Source organism: Chelatococcus sp. KU-N122 (genome assembly GCF_055391085.1).
Window position 1 is genome coordinate 3,527,941 of the sequence record NZ_AP043981.1, and the last position, 16,982, is coordinate 3,544,922.

Consider the following 16,982-nt stretch of genomic DNA (forward strand, 5'->3'; position numbering starts at 1 on the left):
GCCGACGGCCGAACATGGCGCCGCGACGGTCGATCGTGTGCATGTCCCGACCAGATCGACTCATCTGATCGGGACATGCTCCAAGTCTCATCTCGCTCTAGCTAGGCGGCCTTGTCGATGCCCGGCTTGAGGTGGGCGAGACGCGGCAGCACCTCCTGCTTCAAGAGCCGCAGCGAGTTGTGCCAGGCCTCCGGCTTGTGCTTGTAGTCGAAGCCGAACACCAGCAACGTGCCGAAGCCGCCGACCTCGTCGTAGATCTTCTCGATCTTCTCGGCGACCGTGGCTGGCGAGCCGACGATCCAGTTGTGCCTGGCGCAGTATTCGACGGTGACGTCGCTGTCCGGCACGTCGGGCTGATGCTTGAGATAGTCCTTGAAGCCGAAATGGCCGAGCAGCTTTAGGAAGTATTCGCCCATCATGCGGCCCATCATGTCGCCGACCGACAGGCGCCAGGCTTCCTCATCGGTGTCGGCGACGAACACCTCGCGCACCATCCGCCAGTCCTGCCGGTTCGGCTTGCGCCCGGTCTTGGCGGCGCCGATCTCCACGGAGTCCCAGTGGCTCGCCACGTAGGCCGGATTCAGGTTCAGGCTCATCGGAATGTAGCCGCGCTCGCCGGCCAGCTTCAGCGTATCGGAGCCCTTGCTCAGGCCGGCCACTGCGATCGGCGGATGGGGCGCCTGGACCGGCTTGATGTGGGGCTTGAGGAAATCGAACATCAGGTCGGGCTTCGAGACCGTCCAGTACTTGCCCGTGTAGGTCCACGGCGCCTCGTCGCTCCACAGCTTGAGGATGATCTCCAGGGCCTCGCGGGTCATGTCGCGGTTCTGGCCGGACATGCCGTCGACGTGGAACATCGCCCAGTCGCTCGGCAGGCCCGATGCGGCGACCCCGAAGTTGAGCCGACCGCCCGAGAGATGATCGAGCATCGCCACGCGGTTGGCGAGCTCGGCCGGGTGATGGTAGGGCAGCAGGAAGCCGCCGGGACCGAGGCGGATGTTCTTGGTCTGGAGGAAGGCCTGGGCCAACAGCAGGTCCGGCGCCGGATGCGGCTCCCACGGCGCGGTGTGGTGCTCGCCGATCCAGCCTTCCTGGTAGCCGAGCTCATCGGCCCAGCGCAGCACCTGAAGGTCCCAGTCGTGTCCCTCCTTCAGCCCGCACTCCGGCGGATGCGACGGCATGGTGAAGTAGCCGATCTCCATAATCGTTTCCTCTCGATTGGTTGATTTTCAGCAACGCGTCTCGGGCGCGTTCCGAAGGGCGTGCGCAAGCACCGTGCCAGCGCCCGACGGCCGGTCCGATCGCAGCATTCCCAAGTTATTCTGCGGGGTTTCGCCGGCTCTTCGGAGCGGTGACGGAGCGTGACGACCGTGCGCGAGTCTCAAAGCTGCGAAGCAAGCGTCTCAGTTCTGAGACGCGAGACACGGTCCGTGGAGTTCCGTCCTAGGTCGGCCCCAGATGCCGTTCGACGAGGGCGGCGCATTGCACGCGGATGTCGGGGACGGCCGTGATCTCCCACAGCGCCGCGCGCGTCACCGGGCCCACGCCGAAGACGCGGCGCGAGGGCCGGCCGTCGCGGCCGACGACCGCGCCGTCGTCGGTCACGTCGAGCCCCAGCCCGAGCGGATCCGGCCGGGCTGCGCCGCGGGACACGAGATCCCGCAGCACCGGGTTGGAGCCGAGCGGATGGCAGCTCACGCCGGTGCAATCGAAGCAACGGTCGACGTCGATGGTGCGGACCGTGCCGGAACCGCGCTGCCGCACGGCGAGCCGCATGCGGCCGGCCACCGTCTCCTCGCCGGCGATGCGGCCGGCGATGACGCTGAGCTTGCCGCTGGCGAGCGCCTGCTCCACCACCGCCGCGATCTGCGGCGCCATGCGATGGCGGTGGCTGTCCCACCATGGCCGCAGGTGGGTGAGGAAGCGCCGGCGCTGCGCGACCGACCAGCTCTGCCACAGCCGCTGGCTGTGCGGCCTGAGCCCGTCGACCACGTCGCGCCAGCCCCGCCCCTGCGCGCCGGCCTGGCGGAGGTGGCGGCGGAACCAGCGCAGAACCTGTGACATGTCCCCGCCGAACGGCACGTCCGCCGCAGCGATGGGGAGCGGCGCGCTCTGCCGGTGCACCTGCGGCAGCTGCCCCCGGCGCGACAGTGCGATGATCGGCCCGCGGTGGCCGCGCGCCGCGAGCGCGATGAAGAGATCGACCATGCTGAGGCCGCTGCCCTTGATCAGCACCGTATCGTCCGGCGCCACCTCGTCGACCGAGACGGCGGAGATCGGCGCGTCATAGCCCACCGCAAGGAACGCCGTCTCGCCGAGGTGGCGGGCGCCGTCGGCCAGGCGGGCTTCCACGCCCCCTTCGCTCTCGACCAGTGCCAGGCACTCGGCCTCGACCCGGCGGAAGCGGTCGCCGGCCCCGGCGAGCTGCTCCAACGTCCGGCGCAGATAATGGGCGTAGCGGCTGCGCTGGGCGAAATGGAAGCCGTCGATGTCGCTATCGGGCGAGCAGTCCTGCCGCAGCCAGCGGCTGAAATGCTCCGAGTCGTCGGCGAACATGCTCATGCTGTGCGCCCGCACGTTGAGCAGGTGGCCGGGATGATCGGTCGAATAGGCGAGGCCGCGGCCGATCTGCTCGCGGCGCTCGATCAGCGTGATGCGGACGTCGGCCTCGGGCCGCCGCAGCAAGTGGCAGGCGAGGATCACGCCGCTGGCGCCGCCGCCGATGATCAGGAGCGCCCCGGGCGCCGTCGTGCCGGTCATAGGGTCCTCTGGCCGGAACCGGCGCTGCACGAGACCACCGCTGGTCTTCGCAGGAGCCGCGCTCGCAACAGACATAGGGCGGGGCGGCGGAACGGCGATAGCCAGCCGCCCGCGCGGCGGCGTCGGTCCGAAATGCGAGGTTGAGGTCGGTGCGTCCGGCGTGGAACAATGCAGCAAGGTCGGGCGCACTCCGGCCAACTTGGGGAGGTCTCGACGATGGACGGCAAGGGTGTTCGGCGGTTGATCGGCGTGCTCGCCTTCGTGGTGCTCGGAGCGTTGCCCGCCCGGGCCGACGAGTTCGTCAATATCCTGACCGGCGGCACCTCCGGCGTGTACTATCCCATGGGCGTCGCCATCTCGAAGATCATCGGCGAGAAGGTGCCGGGCACGCGCCCGTCGGTGCAGGCGACCAAGGCCTCGGTGGAGAACCTCGTGCTCTTGCAGCAGGGCAAGGGCGAGATCGCCTTTTCGCTCGGCGACAGCGTCGTCTTCGCTTGGCAGGGCAACGAGGAGGCGGGCTTCAAGAGCAAGCTCGGCAAGCTGCGCGGGCTGGCAGCGATCTATCCGAACTACATCCAGATCGTGGCCTCCAAGGACTCCGGCATCCGCACGCTGGCCGATCTCAAGGGCAAGCGGCTGTCGGTGGGGGCGCCGAAGTCCGGCACCGAGCTCAATGCGCGCGCCATCCTGCATGGGGCGGGGCTGAGCTACGCGGACCTCGGCAAGGTGGAATACCTGCCCTTCGCCGAGTCGGTCGAGCTGATGAAGAACCGCCAGCTCGACGCGACGCTGCAATCGGCCGGCCTCGGTGTCTCGTCGCTGCGCGATCTCGCCACCGCCGTCGATATCGTCGTCGTCGAGATCCCGGCGGCGATCGTCGACAAGGCAGGCCAGCCCTACGTCAAGGCGGTGATCCCCGCCGCCACCTACACGGGGCAGGACAAGCCGGTCGAAACCGCGGCGGTGGTCAACTTCCTGGTCACCCGCGCCGATCTCTCCGACGATGCCGTCTTCGCCATGACCAAGGCGATCTTCGACAATCTGCCGGAGCTGCAGGCCGCCCACAGCGCCGCTAAGGAGATTACGCTGGAGGGCGCGCTCAAGGGCATGCCGATCCCGGTGCACCCGGGCGCGGCGAAGTACTTCGCCGGGAAGGGCATCAGCCAGTGAGCCTGGCGGGGATGGGCCGGTCGGGGGACGGGCCGGCGGTGGCCGGCGCGGTTGAGCCGAACCCCGCGCCTCTCCAGCCGATCGATGATCTGGAGCACGGGCTGCCGCCCGGGTTCGGGCCGGGCTTGCCGGGCCGCCTGCTGTTCCTGATCGCCATCGCCTTCTCCGTCTTCCAGATCGTCACCGCGCTCTACGCTTTCCTGCCGAGCCAGGTGCTGCGCACCGTGCACGTCGGTTTCCTCGTGCTGGTCGGCTGGGCCCTCGTCGGCAACCACAGCGGCCGCGGCCTGGTGCGCGCCGCCTGCTGGGCGGTCGGCCAGGCGGCCTTCGCGGCCGGCCTCTACCACTGGGTGTTCTACGCCGATCTGGTGAACCGAGCCGGCGACATGACGACGGCCGACATCGTCGTCGGCCTCGCCGCACTGATCACGCTGTTCGCCATCGCCTGGCGGCTGATGGGGGCGGCGCTCCCCGTCATCTGCCTGGCCTTCGTGGCCTATGCCCTGTGGGGGCAGTATCTGCCGGCGCCGTTCGACCACCGCCCGTTCGACTGGCAGCAGGTGCTGGAGCAGATGAGCTTCGGCACCGAGGGCATCTACGGCACGCCGACCTTCGTGTCGGCCACCTACATCTACCTCTTCGTGCTGTTCGGCGTCTTCCTCGAGAAGGCCGGCATGATCCAGCTCTTCAACGACATCGCCATGGGGCTGTTCGGCAGCGCCAAGGGCGGTGCGGCCAAGGTGTCCGTCTTCTCGTCGGCACTGATGGGCATGATCTCCGGCTCCGGCGTCGCCAACGTCGTCACCGTCGGCCAGTTCACCATCCCGCTGATGAAGCGCAGCGGCTATTCCTCGTCCTTCGCCGGGGGGCTGGAGGCGACGGCGTCCATGGGCGGCCAGATCATGCCGCCGGTGATGGGGGCGGTCGCCTTCATCATGGCCGAGAACATCGGCGTGCCCTACACGGACATCGTCAAGGCCGCGGTGCTGCCGGCCATCCTCTACTTTGCGTCGGCCTTCTGGATGGTTCACCTGGAGGCGGGGCTGCGCGGCCTGCGCGGGCTCACGGCGAGCGAGCTGCCGAGCCCCATCGCCGCGCTCAAGAGCAAATGGCACCTGCTGATCCCGCTCTGCGTCCTCGTCTACCTGCTGACGGCCGGCTATACGCCGCTGTTCGCCGGTGCGGTGGGGCTCGCGCTGACCGCGGTGATGATCCTCGGCGCCGGCGGCTCGCCGCTCATTCCCTCGTCGGCCGGGCGCGTCGTGTTCTGGATCGCCATCGGCCTCGCCGCCGGCACCTTCGTCAGGTTCGGCCCGCTGGCGCTGGTGGCGGTCGTTGCCGGGCTGGTCCTGCTCAACGCGCTCACCCGCGGCGGCCGCGCCACGCTCGCCATGTGCCGCGACGCGCTCGCCGACGGCGCGCGCCAGGCGCTGCCCGTCGGCCTCGCCTGCGCCATCGTCGGCACGGTGATCGGCGCCATGACGCTCACCGGCGCGGGCGCCATCTTCGGCAATTTCGTCGTCACCCTGGGCCAGGACAATCTGTTCCTGTGCCTGGTGCTGGTGATGGTGACGTCGATCATCCTGGGCACGGGGCTGCCGACGATCCCGACCTACATCATCACCGCCTCGGTCGCGGCGCCGGCGCTGCTCAAGCTCGGCGTGCCGCTGATCATCAGCCACATGTTCGTGTTCTACTACGGCATCATCGCCGACCTGACGCCGCCGGTGGCGCTGGCGGCGCTGGCGGCGGCGCCGATCGCCAAGGCCTCGCCCGACGCCATCGGCTGGCAGGCGACGCGCATCGCCATCGCCGGGTTCCTGATCCCGTTCATGGGCGTCTACGAGCCCGCCCTGATGCTGCAGGACGGCGGCGCCATTGCCGCCGCTTACGGCTATCCGGTCGAGGTGGCGCTCGCCTTCGCCAAGGCGACCGCCACCGTCGGCGTCACCGGCGTCGCCGCCATCGGCTACCTCTTCGTCAGGACGACACTGGTGGAGCGGATCGCCGCGGCGGCCGCCGCCCTGCTGTTCATCTCACCCTTTGCGGGAAGCGACTGGATCGGCCTCGCCCTGGCCCTCGCCATCGTCGCCGCGCAGTGGTGGCGACGGCCGAACGGCCCCGACGCGACGGCCGGGGCGGAGCCGGCCCGGCAGGCGCCATGACCGCCGGCCGGGGCTGAGCCCATGGCCGCGAGCCTGTGCCTCCTGGCCGGCGCCACCGTCGTCAGGCTCGGCGTCGGGGCGGCGACCCTGGCGTGGACCCATTCGGTGCAAAAAACCCTGTGGGAAGAGGATTGGCGCGCCACGCCCGCCGGCCTCGTGCTCGATCAGGCGCGGGTGCGCGGCACCGGCGCCGGCATGGAGCCGCCGCCCGAGGCCCATCTGCACGATGGGGTCTGGTCGTGGCGCCCGGCGCTCGCGCCGCTGCCGCAGGTCGTCCTGCGTCGCTCGGGCGCCACCGCCGACTGGCGCATCTGCGCCCAGGGCACCTGCCGCGCCGTGGGCGATCTGCTGCCGGGCGACGCCGACCCGGTGCTGCTCGAGCCCTGCAAGGAGTAGTATCCGCGCCGGAGCGGCCGCCGCTCGAGCGCGTTCACCCGAAGCGCGGCGTCGGGAGCAGGGAGACGATCGTGGGATTGCTGATCGATGGCCAATGGCAGGACGTCTGGTATGACACCGGTGCAACCGGCGGGCGCTTCGTCCGCAAGGAATCCCAGTTCCGCAACTGGGTCACGGCGGACGGCGCGCCGGGCCCGAGCGGCGCCGGCGGCTTCCGGGCCGAGGCGGGGCGCTACCACCTCTACGTCAGCCTGGCCTGCCCGTGGGCGCATCGCACCCTGATCGTGCGGGCCCTGAAGGGGCTCGAGAACATGATCTCCGTGTCGGTGGTCCACTGGCGCATGCTCGACAAGGGCTGGACCTTCGCGGACGGGCCGGGCGTCGTCCCCGACAGCCTCAACGGCGCCGCCTACCTGCATCAGGTCTATGCGGCCGCCGCTCCCGACTATACCGGGCGCGTGACGGTGCCGGTGCTTTGGGACAAGCAGCAGCAGACCATCGTCAACAACGAGTCGGCCGAGATCATCCGGATGCTCAACGCGGCCTTCGACGGCCTTGGCGCCCGGGCCGGGGACTATTATCCGGCGCCGCTGCGCGAGGAGATCGATGCGATCAACGCGCGCGTCTACGACACCGTCAACAACGGCGTCTACAAGGCCGGCTTCGCGACCACGCAAGCGGCCTACGAGGAGGCGGTGGCGCCGCTGTTCGCCACCCTGGACTGGCTCGATGCGCGGCTGGCCAACCAGCGCTACCTGTTGGGCAGCCGCCTGACGGAGGCGGATATCCGGCTGTTCACCACGCTGGTGCGCTTCGACGCCGTCTATGTCGGCCACTTCAAGTGCAACATCCGCCGCATCGTCGACTACCCCCACCTCTCAGGCTACGCGTGTGACCTGTTCCAGACGCCGGACGTGGCCGCGACGGTGAACTTCGAGCACATCAAGCGGCACTATTACGAAAGCCACCGCAGCATAAATCCAACGGGCATCGTGCCCGTCGGCCCCACACTCGACTTCGCCGCAGCGCACGGGCGCGAACGGCTGGGCTGAGCCACGCTCTCGTCGCCCGCTCGTGCACGGGGCCAAGAGCGCTCGCGCAAGGGGCCTAAGAGCGCTCGCGCAAGGGGCCCAAGAGCGGATGCCGGTCTTGGGGCCGCGGCGCGATGACGGACGACGCAAAGTCAGAGCTCTCGTAACGCCCTTGGCTCGACGCGCTGGCGCCTGTCCGATCATGGTGCGAAGTTCGTCGAGCGCGAGAGGGCATCCCAGGCCATCATCTCCGTCTTCATCTGGTCGAGCTTCTGCACCACGAGGCCAAGCGCATCCTCGCCGAGGAACAGGCGCGTCGGCGGCTTCTCCGCTTCGACCAGCCGAAGCAGGGCTTGCGCCGCCTTGTCGGGGTCTCCGGGTTGGTTCCCGCTCTTGGCCTGCCGTGCCGCCCGTATCGGGTCCATGACCGCGTCGTAGTCGCCGATGCTGCGCGCCGTACGATCCATCGAACGCCCCGCCCAGTCGGTGCGGAACTGGCCAGGGGCCAGCGCGGTGACGTGGATACCGAAGGAGGCCACCTCCTTGCTGAGGGACTCCGAGATACCTTCGAGCGCGAATTTGCTGCCGCAATAGAAGCTGATGCCCGGCATGGTGATGAAGCCACCCATGGAGGTGACGTTGACGATGTGGCCGCGCCGCCGCGCGCGCATGCCTGGCAGCACGGCCTTGATCATGGCGACGGGGCCGAAGACGTTGGCCGCGAACTGACGCTGAAGGTCGTCCATGGACGATTCTTCGAGAACGCCTTCGTGCCCATAGCCGGCATTGTTGACCAGCACGTCGACCGGTCCGACGTCCCGTTCGGCGGCGCTAACAGCCTCCGGGAGGGCCGCATAGTTCGTGACATCCAGCAGGAGCGGAAACGCGCGCTCCGACGCGCCAAAGCTCTGGGCGTCGGCCGGGCGGCGCACGGTGCCGATCACGCGATGGCCGTCGGCCAGAGCCGCTGCGGCGAAGGCCCGTCCAAGTCCGGAGCTGACGCCGGTGATGAGGAAGATTTTTGGCTGAGCCATGAGGATCTCGCTTGGCGGTTGGCTTACGGATTATATCAAGATATAAATCCGAATGGCCCGTGACAAGGCAGGGCTCGAACAGCCCAGGCAAACCACCCGCGAGCGCGTTCTGGATGCGGCCGAGCGCCTGCTCCGGCAGGGCAGCGCTGCCTTTTCGATGCGCGAACTTGCCGAAGAGGCAGGGATGAGCTTCGCGACGCCCTTCAACCAATTCGGCAGCAAGGCTGCGATCATGCTTGCGCTGTCGGCACGCCGCATCGACACCATGCGCGGCCGGCTTGCCCAGGCGATACTTCCTGGCGCTGCGGCAGGGCGTGTCCTCGTGGCGGTCGATATTGCGGCGGCGGTCATGCTCAGCGCACCCGCCGTGAATCGCGCCGTCATGGCTGCGATCAGCGCACCAAACGGCGAACCCGGCAGCGTGTCCTCGCACTCGAGCGCCTATTGGGCGGAGGCGCTCGGCGCGGCGGCCGGACTAGCCCCCGCGACACGTTCCCTGGCGATCGCTGTGCTTCCCGATCAGCTCGCCGTGGCCTTTCGCGGCGTGCTGTCGTTCTGGACGGCGGGCGAGCTTTCGGACCAAATGTTGAGCCAGCGCTCCCGCGCTGCGGCGGCTGCGGTTCTTCTCGGCTTTATGGGACGTGACGGCCGTACCGAGCTTCTGGCGCTTCTTGAAGCTGCGTCGGGTCGAAAGAGCTCGAACCCAAACTGAAGCGCCGCGCCGGATCCGCTCATGAGTTCATGAGCTGGCTAGTGTGGCGAATCCGAAATTCGCACCACCTCGGGGCATCGCTCGGAGCGAATTTCGGATTCCTAAGCCACACTAGCAACTCTATGATTCGAGTGTGGTTTAATGGATCTGAAGGTCCTGAACATTGATGCCATGTGGGGAGCAGGAACTTCAGATCCACCACACTAGCGCCGGCTGCCCGCCGATTGTAGCCTCGCCAATCAGCTTGGAGCGCAGGGGCGGGAGGACTAACCCACAGCGTCATGACCATCTATTCCGTCAGGCACACGACGACCTATCAGTACGTGCGCCCGGTCGCCTTCGGCGATCACCGGCTCATGTACCGTCCCCGCGACAGCTACGATCAGAAGCTGCTCAGCGAGCACCTGGTCGTGACGCCGGAGCCCGACCATGTGCGCTGGATCCACGACGTCTTCGGCAATTGCGTCGCGCTCGTCCGTTTCGCCACCCGCGCCAGCGAGCTCAAGTTCCAGTCGCTCATCCGGCTGGACCATACGCCCCAGGACGTCCCCGACTTCCAGATCGACAAGGCAGCGCTGACCTATCCGTTCGCCTACGACGAGGAGGAATTGCCGGATCTCGCCAGCACGATCGCGCGGCATTACCCCGATCAGAACGACGAGGTGGGGCGGTGGGCGCGACAGTTCCTCAGCGTCGGCCATTCGACCGACACCGGCAGGCTGCTGATGACGATGTGCTACGCCATCCACGAGGGTTTTGCCTACGCGCGCCGCAACGAGACCGGCACGCAGCCCCCTGGCCTGACCTTGCTCCTGAAACGCGGCACCTGCCGCGATTTCGCTCTGCTCATGGTGGAGGCGGCCCGCGCGCTCGGCTTGGCCGCGCGCTTCGTCTCCGGCTACATCTACGTCGCCGAGCGGGACGGCTCGACCACGCTCGGCGGCGGCGCCACCCACGCCTGGTGTCAGGTCTACCTTCCCGGGGCAGGCTGGGTGGAGTTCGATCCGACCAACGGCATCGTCGGCAATCGCGACCTGATCCGCGTTGCCGTGGCCCGCGATCCGCGGCAGGCGATCCCGCTCAGCGGCAGCTACGAGGGCCGGGCCGAGGATTTCGTCGGCATGTCCGTGCAGGTCAACGTGACGACGGAGCCGCCGCTGACCAACTGGGACCTGATCGAGGGCGGAGCGGTGGAACCGCCGGCGCGCGCGGGCGTTCGCCCCTAGCTTTCCCGCCTGAGGGATAGCCGCAGGAGGGCTGAGGGCGCTGATGAAAATACGGGCGGGATTCACCATCGGCTATGAATGTCCCCAGCCGACACCGATGTTGCTTGCGCTCAACGTCCACCCCTCCCGCCGGGTCGACCTGCTGAGCCAGCAGGCGCTGACGTTCGATCCGCCGATCGAGGCGCGCGCCTATGTCGATGGCTTCGGCAACGCCTGCACGCGCATCGTGGCGCCTGCCGGGCTGACGACGATCTCGACAGCGTTCGACATCTACGACCACGGCCAGCCGGATGTCGTCGCCCCCGACGCCGCGCAGCATGAGATCGGCGATCTGCCCGACGACGTCCTCGTGTTCCTGCTCGGCAGCCGCTATTGCGACACCGACCGGCTCGGCGACTTCGCCTGGTCGCAGTTCGGCTCGACGCCGCCGGGATGGGCGCGGGTGCAGGCGATCTGCGACTTCGTGCATGACCACATCACCTTCGACTACCAGAAGGCCGATCCGCTACGGACGGCGCACGGCGGCTACGTCGAGGGGATCGGCGTGTGCCGGGACTTCGCACACCTGGCAGTCACCCTGTGCCGCTCGGTGAACATCCCGGCGCGCTACTGCACCGGGTATCTCGGCGACATCGGCATCCCGCCGGTTCCCTATCCGATGGACTTCAGCGCCTGGTTCGAAGCCTACCTGGGCGGCCATTGGTACACCTTCGATGCGCGCCACAATACGCCGCGCATCGGCCGCATCCTCATGGCGACGGGCCGGGACGCCACCGACGTGGCGCTGTCGACCAGCTTCGGGCCGTCCCAGCTGGCGCGCTTCGAGGTGGTCACGGAGGAGGCGTAGGCGGACGGTCCGCCGTCTAGGGGGCGGCAACGACTGCTCGTGCTCCAATCGTCGCGGTCTATGGCACCGGGGCCGGGCTCGGCCGGCTCGCTTGCACCGGCTCCCCGCCGAAGCTCGTCGCCTGCTCCCGCGGCGGCCGGGCCCAGACCGACTGGGCCGTGGCGATCAGCGCGGCGCCGTCGTCGGCGCGGATCGCCGCGTCGATGAAGGCGATGCGTCCGCCGACCCGGCTGACGCTCGCCGTGGCCCGCAGCTCGGAACGGACGGCGCGCAGATAGCGGATGGAGAGGCTCGCCATATGCATGTCGGCGCGGCCCTCGTCGGCGAGCCGGCCGCCGCAGGCGGTGGCGAGCAGGGCGCCGACGGCGCCGCCGTGCACGGCCGGATTGTCGTTGCCGCCGAGCAGATGCGGCGTCGGCGGCACCACCCAGTCGTCGCCCTGCCGGCGGGCGCCCAGCAAGGCGGAGTAGGGGCCGTCTGGCCACGCATCGCTGCGTTGGGCGCGGTCGTGCGCCTCGCCCATCACCGCCGAGGTGGATTGGCCGGGGTAGGCGCCGACGTGAAACCACGCCGTCGATGTCGCGACCAGCCCGGCCGTGGGGCTCGTCGCGGTGCCGCGGACGAGGACGATGTCGTTGAAGATGCCCTCGCAGCGGGTTTGGCCGACGATGTCGCCCGGCGGCACGGACCGCAGAAAGTCGATGTGCAGGCTCACGGTCGACATGCCCATCTCGGGCGCGATCGTCGAGGCGACGGCGTATCCCGAAAGGTCGTCGAGCAGCCCGATCAGGGCCCGCTGGTCGATCCGGTCGGCGTCCGCATCGGCCAGGATGCGGCCGCGCAGCGGCAGGCGCAGCTCGGCCTGCCCGCCGCCCCAGGAGACGAAGTCCAGTCCCAGCGCGCGGGCGTAGGCCGCCGACCTCATGATCTTGAGCTTGTCCTCGTGAGTCATGCTCTCAACAACCTCGCAGGGCGGAAACGACGGGAGTGGGGCGCTCAAACCACGATGGCTCTTTGGTAGGGGCGCGGCCGCTCGATCTCAACTCCCAGCGCCTTGGCCGCCCGCAACGGCCACGCCGGATCGGCGAGGATCGCCCGTCCGACCAGGACGAGATCGGCCGAACCGCCGGACACCAGGGCGTTGGCGAGCTCCGCCCCCTGGATCAGCCCGACGGCTCCGGTTGCGATCGCCGCGTCAGCGCGGATGCGGCGCGCGAACTCCGCCTGGTAGCCGGGATAGAGCTGCGGCAGCTGCTGGTGCGGGCTGCCGCCACCACTGGAGCAGTCGATCAGATCGACGTCGCCGCGCGCGGCGAGGGCGCGCGCGAGCTCGATCGTATCCGCCAGAGTCACGCCGCCCTCGACATACTCCGAGCAGGACAGGCGGACGAACAGCGGCAGGTCGGCCGGCCACTCGACGCGGACGGCATCGAGCACCTCTATCAGGGCCTGCCAGCGCCGGGTGCGTGAGCCGCCGTAGGCGTCCTCGCGCGCATTGGACAGCGGCGAGAGAAAGGAATGCAGGAGGTAGCCGTGCGCGGCGTGCACCTCCAGCACCTTGAAGCCGGCATCGCGGGCGAGGCGCGCCGTCGTCGCGAATTGGGCCACCACCTGCCGGACCTCGTCCGCCGACAGGGCGTGCGGCGGGGCGCCGCCGTCGTAAAATGGGATCGCGCTCGGCGCGACGGGCTGCCAACCGCCGCGGTCGCGCGGGATGGGCGGGCCTTCGCGCCGCATCGGTCCCGTCGTCAGCCACGGGATCTCCGCGCTCGCCTTGCGGCCGGCGTGGGCGATCTGGATGGCCGGAACGGCGTCGCACCGCTCGATGATGTTCACCACGCGGCGCAGCAGCGCCTGTTGCTCGGCGTTCCACAGTCCCAGGCAGCCGTGCGTGATGCGGCCGACCGCCGACACGTGGGTGGCCTCCACGAAGACGATGCCGGCGCCGCCGGCGGCCCGCGCCCCCAGATGCTGCACATGCCAGTCGTCGCCGACGCCGTCCGTGGCCGAATACTGGCACATGGGCGACACTGCGATCCTGTTCTTGGCCCGCACCGACCGCAATTGCAGCGGTTGGAACAGCAGGGGGGCTTCCGTCATGTCATTCCCGTCCGCTCGTGCGACGCTTCCCATGCCATTGCCAGGCGTGCGAGATCAATTCGAGCTTAACTCGAGCTCAATTCACTTGGCGATCGTAGCCGGCCCAGTAGGGCTCGCGCAGGAGCCGCTTGAGGATCTTGCCGGCGGGATTGCGCGGCAGGGCGTCGATGAAATCGACCGACTTGGGGCACTTGAAGCCGGCGATGCGCTGGCGCGCGAAGTCCATGATGCTCTGGGCGCTGGCATCGGCGCCGGGCGCCAGCACGACCACCGCCTTGACTGCCTCGCCCCACCGGTCGTCGGGCACGCCGATCACGGCGACGTCGGCGACAGCGGGATGACCGAAGATCGCGCTCTCGACCTCGGCGGGATAGACGTTCTCGCCGCCGGAGACGATCATGTCCTTCACGCGGTCGTAGACGTAGAGGTAGCCGTCCGCGTCCGTGTAGCCGGCGTCGCCCGTATGGAGCCAGCCGGTCCGGATGGTGTTGGCGGTGGCGTCGGGCTGACGCCAGTAGCCCTTGGTGACACAGGGCCCGCGAATGACGATCTCGCCGACCTGCCCCGGCGCGGCTTCCGTGCCGTCGGCGTCGACGACCTGCACTGCCAGGCCGGGCAGGGCGCGGCCGACCGAGCGCAGGCGGGTCAGGTTGCCGAGATCATGCTCCTCCGGCCGCAACACCGTCGCCAGCGAGGTGCTCTCGGTCATCCCGTACATGTGCACGAAGCCGCATTTGAACACGTCGATCGCTTGCCGCAGCAGGTCGAACGGGATCGGCGAGCCGCCGTAGGTAATGGTGTGGAGTGGGCCGAAGTCGGTCGCCGGGCAGTCGGGATGCTGCAGGCAGAGCAGCAGGACCGACGGCACGAAGCCGGCGCGGGTGATCGGGAAGCGGCGGAAGGCGTCGAGGATCAGGTCGGCGCTGGTCTCGCGCAGGATGACGTTGCAGGCGCCGTGGAAGAACGCGTTGGTGCCGAAATGGGCGCCGCCGACGTGGAACAGCGGCAGCGGTATCAGGACGACGTCGTCGGCCCCCACGGCCCCAGCGCGCCCGTCAACCCGACCTCGAGCGCGCTGACGACGTTGCCATTGGTCAGCTCCACGCCCTTCGGCAATCCGGTGGTGCCGGAGGTATAGAGCTGCATCACGGTCATGTCGGCGTCATGGGCGAGGCACGGGTCGGCATCGGGCTGGCCGGCCTGCCAGGCATCGAAATCCGGGTGCTGCGCCCCGTTTGCGCCGATCGTCAGGATCAGCTCCACGCCGGTGAGGTCGTCGGCGATCTCCTCCAGCAGCGGAAGGTATTCGGCGCCGATGACCAGGACCTTGGCTTGCGAATGGTTGATGATGTAGGCGATCTCGGGTGGCGCCAGCCGCCAGTTCACGGCAACGGTGACGTTGTTGGCCTTCGCCGCGCCGAAATAGACATCGTAGAAACGGTCGCTGTTCTTGGCGAGGAAGGCGATCCGCGATTGATCACGGATGCCCGCGGCGATCAGGCCGTTGGCGACCTGGCTCGTGCGGCGGTCCAGGGCCGCATAGCTGGTCACCCGATCCTCGAAGATCATCGCGGGCTTGTCGGGTGTCGTTCGAGCATGCACGCGCGGCAAGTCGCCCACCGACCTCGCGAGGCGCAAGGACAGCCGCGCATCGTTGCTGACGTCGTTCACCGTCATCTCCTCCCAAAGAAATACCGGCCGGCCGGTCCGTTTAGTCCCGGCCTGCCCGAGTGCATGCTCCGGCTCTGGAGCGCTTTGCGATTGGGTGGAACCCACCCAATCGCGAGAAAACGCTCCAGTTTCAAAAGACTATGAGCATTTCTCTGCCATTGGATGGGTCCATCCAATGGCGAAATGCTCTAGAGGATCTCGAACACCTCATAGACGGGACCGACCGGTGGCCGCCTGCCGACGCCGACCGCGATGACATCGTTCAGCCAGAGCAGGCCGGGGGCGGCCGTCTCGAACTGCACGGCGGTACGGAAATACATGTCGTCCGCGGCCACCGGCTCTCCTCGCGCCAGGCGCGCTGCGACCTCGGGCGACGTGGTGCGGCGCCCGGTGTAGGTCATGTAGATGACCTCGCCCCTGTCGGTCTCCAGCATGCACCTGACGTCGAGATGCAGTGCCCCGTCCGGTCGCTGGATCAGCCAGTCGCCGCCGCCGGGCAGCACCCGTCCGCGCAGCCGGTCGCCCGCGAAGGTGCCGCCCGTGAGGATGCCCGCCCGGCGATAGAAGCCCATGGGCACCGAGCCGACCACCTGCGGTGTCGTCTCCATGCTGGCAGTGAAGAGGTGACGGCTCTTCAGCTCACTCATCTTGCATCGGCCTCGTCAAAGCCGGCGGGCTGAAGCCGCGCCGGCGCCCTCATCTGCACCAGCCCGTCACGCGGCGATCGCTGCCAGGCGTCGCTTGGCATCGGCGAATTCGCTCTTCAGGCGATCGATCAGCTCGGCGACGGGCGGCGCATCGTCGATGGCGCCGATGCCCTGGCCGCAGGCCCAGATGTCCTTCCAGAGCTTCGCTTCGGGACTGTCGCCGGAGCTGAAGTCCATGGTCTCGCGCTTGCCGGGCGGCAGGTTGAGCGGGTCGAGGCCGGCCTTGGCGATGCTGCCGGCCAGGTAATTGCCGTGGACGCCGCTGAAGAAGGCCGAGTAAACCACGTCGGTGCAGCTGGAATCGATCACCATCTGCTTGTATTCGGGCTTGGCATTGGCCTCGGCGGTGGCGATGAAGCGGGAGCCCACGTAGCCCATGTCCGCGCCCATCGCGAGCGCCGCCAGCAGCGCGTAGCCGTCGGCAATCGCCCCGGAGAGGGCGATCGTCCCGGAGTAGAACGTGCGCAATTCGCGCACCAGCGCGAACGGGCTCAAGGTGCCCGCATGGCCGCCCGCGCCGGCGCAGACGGTAATCAGGCCGTCGACACCCTCGTCGATGGCCTTTCGGGCGTGACGGATGTTGATGACGTCGTGCAGCACGATGCCGCCGTACGCGTGCACCGCCTCGACCACCTCACGCGGTGCCCTGAGCGAAGTGATGATGATCGGCACCTCGTGCTTCAGGCACACCTCGACGTCGGCCATCAGGCGGACATTGGACTTGTGCGCGATCTGGTTGACCGCGAAGGGGGCGACGGGCTTGTCCGGGTTGGCGGCGGCGTAGGCGCCAAGCTCCTCCTTGATGCGACGGATCCAGACATCGAGCTGGTCGGCCGGGCGGGCGTTCAAGGCCGGAAACGAGCCGACGATGCCGGCCTTGCACTGGGCGATGACGAGCTCGGGGCCGGACACGATGAACAGCGGCGATGCGATCACCGGCAGGCTGAGCCGGCCCTCGAGAAGCTTTGGAAGCGCCATCGTCACGTTTCTCCCGTGCTCCGGAGCCGGCGTCCGGACCATCTACGCTGCAAGTGGGGTGAATCGAACGCGGAGCAGGCTGGACGTCGGACGGCGGCGACCGGACCATCTGGAAACGGCACGACCTGACTGGTCGGCCACGCCCGGCGTTGTCCGACAGGCGCTTCCCTCCGTATCTCCCCCCG

Annotated in this window: 16 protein-coding genes; 7 read left to right on the forward strand and 9 right to left on the reverse strand. The window is 68.6% G+C overall.

Annotation, left to right across the window (positions count from 1 at the left end):
- Positions 1-101: 101 nt before the first annotated feature.
- Positions 102-1,202, reverse strand: a complete 1,101-nt coding sequence (locus ACZ5PO_RS15745) for an LLM class flavin-dependent oxidoreductase (protein ID WP_464195054.1) — start codon at positions 1,200-1,202, stop codon at positions 102-104.
- A gap of 241 nt (positions 1,203-1,443) precedes the next feature.
- Positions 1,444-2,760, reverse strand: coding sequence for an FAD/NAD(P)-binding protein (locus ACZ5PO_RS15750; RefSeq protein ID WP_464195056.1), 1,317 nt, complete (start codon positions 2,758-2,760; stop codon positions 1,444-1,446).
- Positions 2,761-2,976: 216 nt separating this feature from the next.
- On the opposite strand from ACZ5PO_RS15750, the gene ACZ5PO_RS15755 reads away from it, so the two are divergent.
- From ACZ5PO_RS15755 to ACZ5PO_RS15770, 4 genes are all read left to right on the forward strand, one after another.
- Positions 2,977-3,930 (forward strand): TAXI family TRAP transporter solute-binding subunit, encoded by a 954-nt coding sequence (locus ACZ5PO_RS15755; RefSeq protein ID WP_464195058.1) that lies wholly within the window; start codon positions 2,977-2,979, stop codon positions 3,928-3,930.
- Positions 3,931-3,941: 11 nt separating this feature from the next.
- Positions 3,942-6,095 carry a TRAP transporter permease gene (locus ACZ5PO_RS15760; RefSeq protein WP_464195060.1) on the forward strand — a complete coding sequence of 718 codons (2,154 nt, stop codon included), beginning with the start codon at positions 3,942-3,944 and terminating at the stop codon, positions 6,093-6,095.
- A 21-nt stretch (positions 6,096-6,116) separates the two neighbouring features.
- Positions 6,117-6,491, forward strand: a complete 375-nt coding sequence (locus ACZ5PO_RS15765; RefSeq protein WP_464195062.1) for a DUF1850 domain-containing protein — start codon at positions 6,117-6,119, stop codon at positions 6,489-6,491.
- A gap of 71 nt (positions 6,492-6,562) precedes the next feature.
- On the forward strand, positions 6,563-7,543 hold the full coding sequence (locus tag ACZ5PO_RS15770) for a glutathione S-transferase family protein (RefSeq protein ID WP_464195064.1): 981 nt from the start codon (positions 6,563-6,565) through the stop codon (positions 7,541-7,543).
- 179 nt (positions 7,544-7,722) lie between these two features.
- Here the strand turns inward: ACZ5PO_RS15770 and ACZ5PO_RS15775 are convergent, their stop codons facing one another.
- Entirely contained in the window at positions 7,723-8,556 is an 834-nt protein-coding gene (locus tag ACZ5PO_RS15775; protein WP_464195066.1) for an oxidoreductase, read from the reverse strand.
- 52 nt (positions 8,557-8,608) lie between these two features.
- Here ACZ5PO_RS15775 and ACZ5PO_RS15780 point away from each other — a divergent pair, with 52 nt between their 5' ends.
- The 3 genes from ACZ5PO_RS15780 to ACZ5PO_RS15790 all read left to right on the forward strand — a co-directional run bounded on the left by ACZ5PO_RS15780 (position 8,609) and on the right by ACZ5PO_RS15790 (position 11,341).
- Positions 8,609-9,268, forward strand: coding sequence for a TetR/AcrR family transcriptional regulator (locus tag ACZ5PO_RS15780; RefSeq protein WP_464195068.1), 660 nt, complete (start codon positions 8,609-8,611; stop codon positions 9,266-9,268).
- A 281-nt stretch (positions 9,269-9,549) separates the two neighbouring features.
- Positions 9,550-10,494, forward strand: coding sequence for a transglutaminase family protein (locus ACZ5PO_RS15785; RefSeq protein ID WP_464195070.1), 945 nt, complete (start codon positions 9,550-9,552; stop codon positions 10,492-10,494).
- A 43-nt stretch (positions 10,495-10,537) separates the two neighbouring features.
- The gene (locus ACZ5PO_RS15790) at positions 10,538-11,341 is read left to right on the forward strand and encodes a transglutaminase-like domain-containing protein (protein ID WP_464195071.1); all 804 of its coding nucleotides are present in this window, start codon (positions 10,538-10,540) and stop codon (positions 11,339-11,341) included.
- 58 nt (positions 11,342-11,399) lie between these two features.
- Here ACZ5PO_RS15790 and ACZ5PO_RS15795 read toward each other — a convergent pair whose 3' ends face one another.
- From ACZ5PO_RS15795 to ACZ5PO_RS15820, 6 genes are all read right to left on the reverse strand, one after another.
- A complete protein-coding gene (locus ACZ5PO_RS15795) occupies positions 11,400-12,293 on the reverse strand; it encodes a hotdog domain-containing protein (RefSeq protein WP_464195072.1) in 894 nt (297 codons plus the stop codon).
- Positions 12,294-12,337: 44 nt separating this feature from the next.
- A complete protein-coding gene (locus ACZ5PO_RS15800; RefSeq protein WP_464195075.1) occupies positions 12,338-13,441 on the reverse strand; it encodes an NADH:flavin oxidoreductase/NADH oxidase in 1,104 nt (367 codons plus the stop codon).
- Between the two features lie 76 nt (positions 13,442-13,517).
- Positions 13,518-14,480 carry an AMP-binding protein gene (locus tag ACZ5PO_RS15805; RefSeq protein ID WP_464195077.1) on the reverse strand — a complete coding sequence of 321 codons (963 nt, stop codon included), beginning with the start codon at positions 14,478-14,480 and terminating at the stop codon, positions 13,518-13,520.
- Positions 14,456-15,112, reverse strand: coding sequence for an AMP-binding protein (locus ACZ5PO_RS15810; RefSeq protein ID WP_464195079.1), 657 nt, complete (start codon positions 15,110-15,112; stop codon positions 14,456-14,458). The genes ACZ5PO_RS15805 and ACZ5PO_RS15810 overlap by 25 nt, the downstream gene beginning before the upstream one ends.
- Positions 15,113-15,300: 188 nt before the next feature.
- Positions 15,301-15,759 carry a DUF3237 domain-containing protein gene (locus ACZ5PO_RS15815; protein WP_464195081.1) on the reverse strand — a complete coding sequence of 153 codons (459 nt, stop codon included), beginning with the start codon at positions 15,757-15,759 and terminating at the stop codon, positions 15,301-15,303.
- 66 nt (positions 15,760-15,825) lie between these two features.
- Positions 15,826-16,797, reverse strand: a complete 972-nt coding sequence (locus tag ACZ5PO_RS15820) for an NAD(P)H-dependent flavin oxidoreductase (protein ID WP_464195083.1) — start codon at positions 16,795-16,797, stop codon at positions 15,826-15,828.
- Positions 16,798-16,982 lie beyond the last annotated feature (185 nt).

Excerpts from the sequence above, each read along its gene's own strand:
- ACZ5PO_RS15765 (WP_464195062.1), top strand. The coding sequence starts at position 6,117 with ATGGCCGCGAGCCTGTGCCTCCTGGCCGGCGCCACCGTCGTCAGGCTC.
- ACZ5PO_RS15775 (WP_464195066.1), bottom strand. The coding sequence starts at position 8,556 with ATGGCTCAGCCAAAAATCTTCCTCATCACCGGCGTCAGCTCCGGACTT.
- ACZ5PO_RS15785 (WP_464195070.1), top strand. The coding sequence starts at position 9,550 with ATGACCATCTATTCCGTCAGGCACACGACGACCTATCAGTACGTGCGC.
- ACZ5PO_RS15745 (WP_464195054.1), bottom strand. The coding sequence starts at position 1,202 with ATGGAGATCGGCTACTTCACCATGCCGTCGCATCCGCCGGAGTGCGGG.
- ACZ5PO_RS15780 (WP_464195068.1), top strand. The coding sequence starts at position 8,609 with ATGGCCCGTGACAAGGCAGGGCTCGAACAGCCCAGGCAAACCACCCGC.
- ACZ5PO_RS15800 (WP_464195075.1), bottom strand. The coding sequence starts at position 13,441 with ATGACGGAAGCCCCCCTGCTGTTCCAACCGCTGCAATTGCGGTCGGTG.
- ACZ5PO_RS15760 (WP_464195060.1), top strand. The coding sequence starts at position 3,942 with ATGGGCCGGTCGGGGGACGGGCCGGCGGTGGCCGGCGCGGTTGAGCCG.
- ACZ5PO_RS15750 (WP_464195056.1), bottom strand. The coding sequence starts at position 2,760 with ATGACCGGCACGACGGCGCCCGGGGCGCTCCTGATCATCGGCGGCGGC.
- ACZ5PO_RS15820 (WP_464195083.1), bottom strand. The coding sequence starts at position 16,797 with ATGGCGCTTCCAAAGCTTCTCGAGGGCCGGCTCAGCCTGCCGGTGATC.
- ACZ5PO_RS15755 (WP_464195058.1), top strand. The coding sequence starts at position 2,977 with ATGGACGGCAAGGGTGTTCGGCGGTTGATCGGCGTGCTCGCCTTCGTG.
- ACZ5PO_RS15795 (WP_464195072.1), bottom strand. The coding sequence starts at position 12,293 with ATGACTCACGAGGACAAGCTCAAGATCATGAGGTCGGCGGCCTACGCC.
- ACZ5PO_RS15790 (WP_464195071.1), top strand. The coding sequence starts at position 10,538 with ATGAAAATACGGGCGGGATTCACCATCGGCTATGAATGTCCCCAGCCG.
- ACZ5PO_RS15815 (WP_464195081.1), bottom strand. The coding sequence starts at position 15,759 with ATGAGTGAGCTGAAGAGCCGTCACCTCTTCACTGCCAGCATGGAGACG.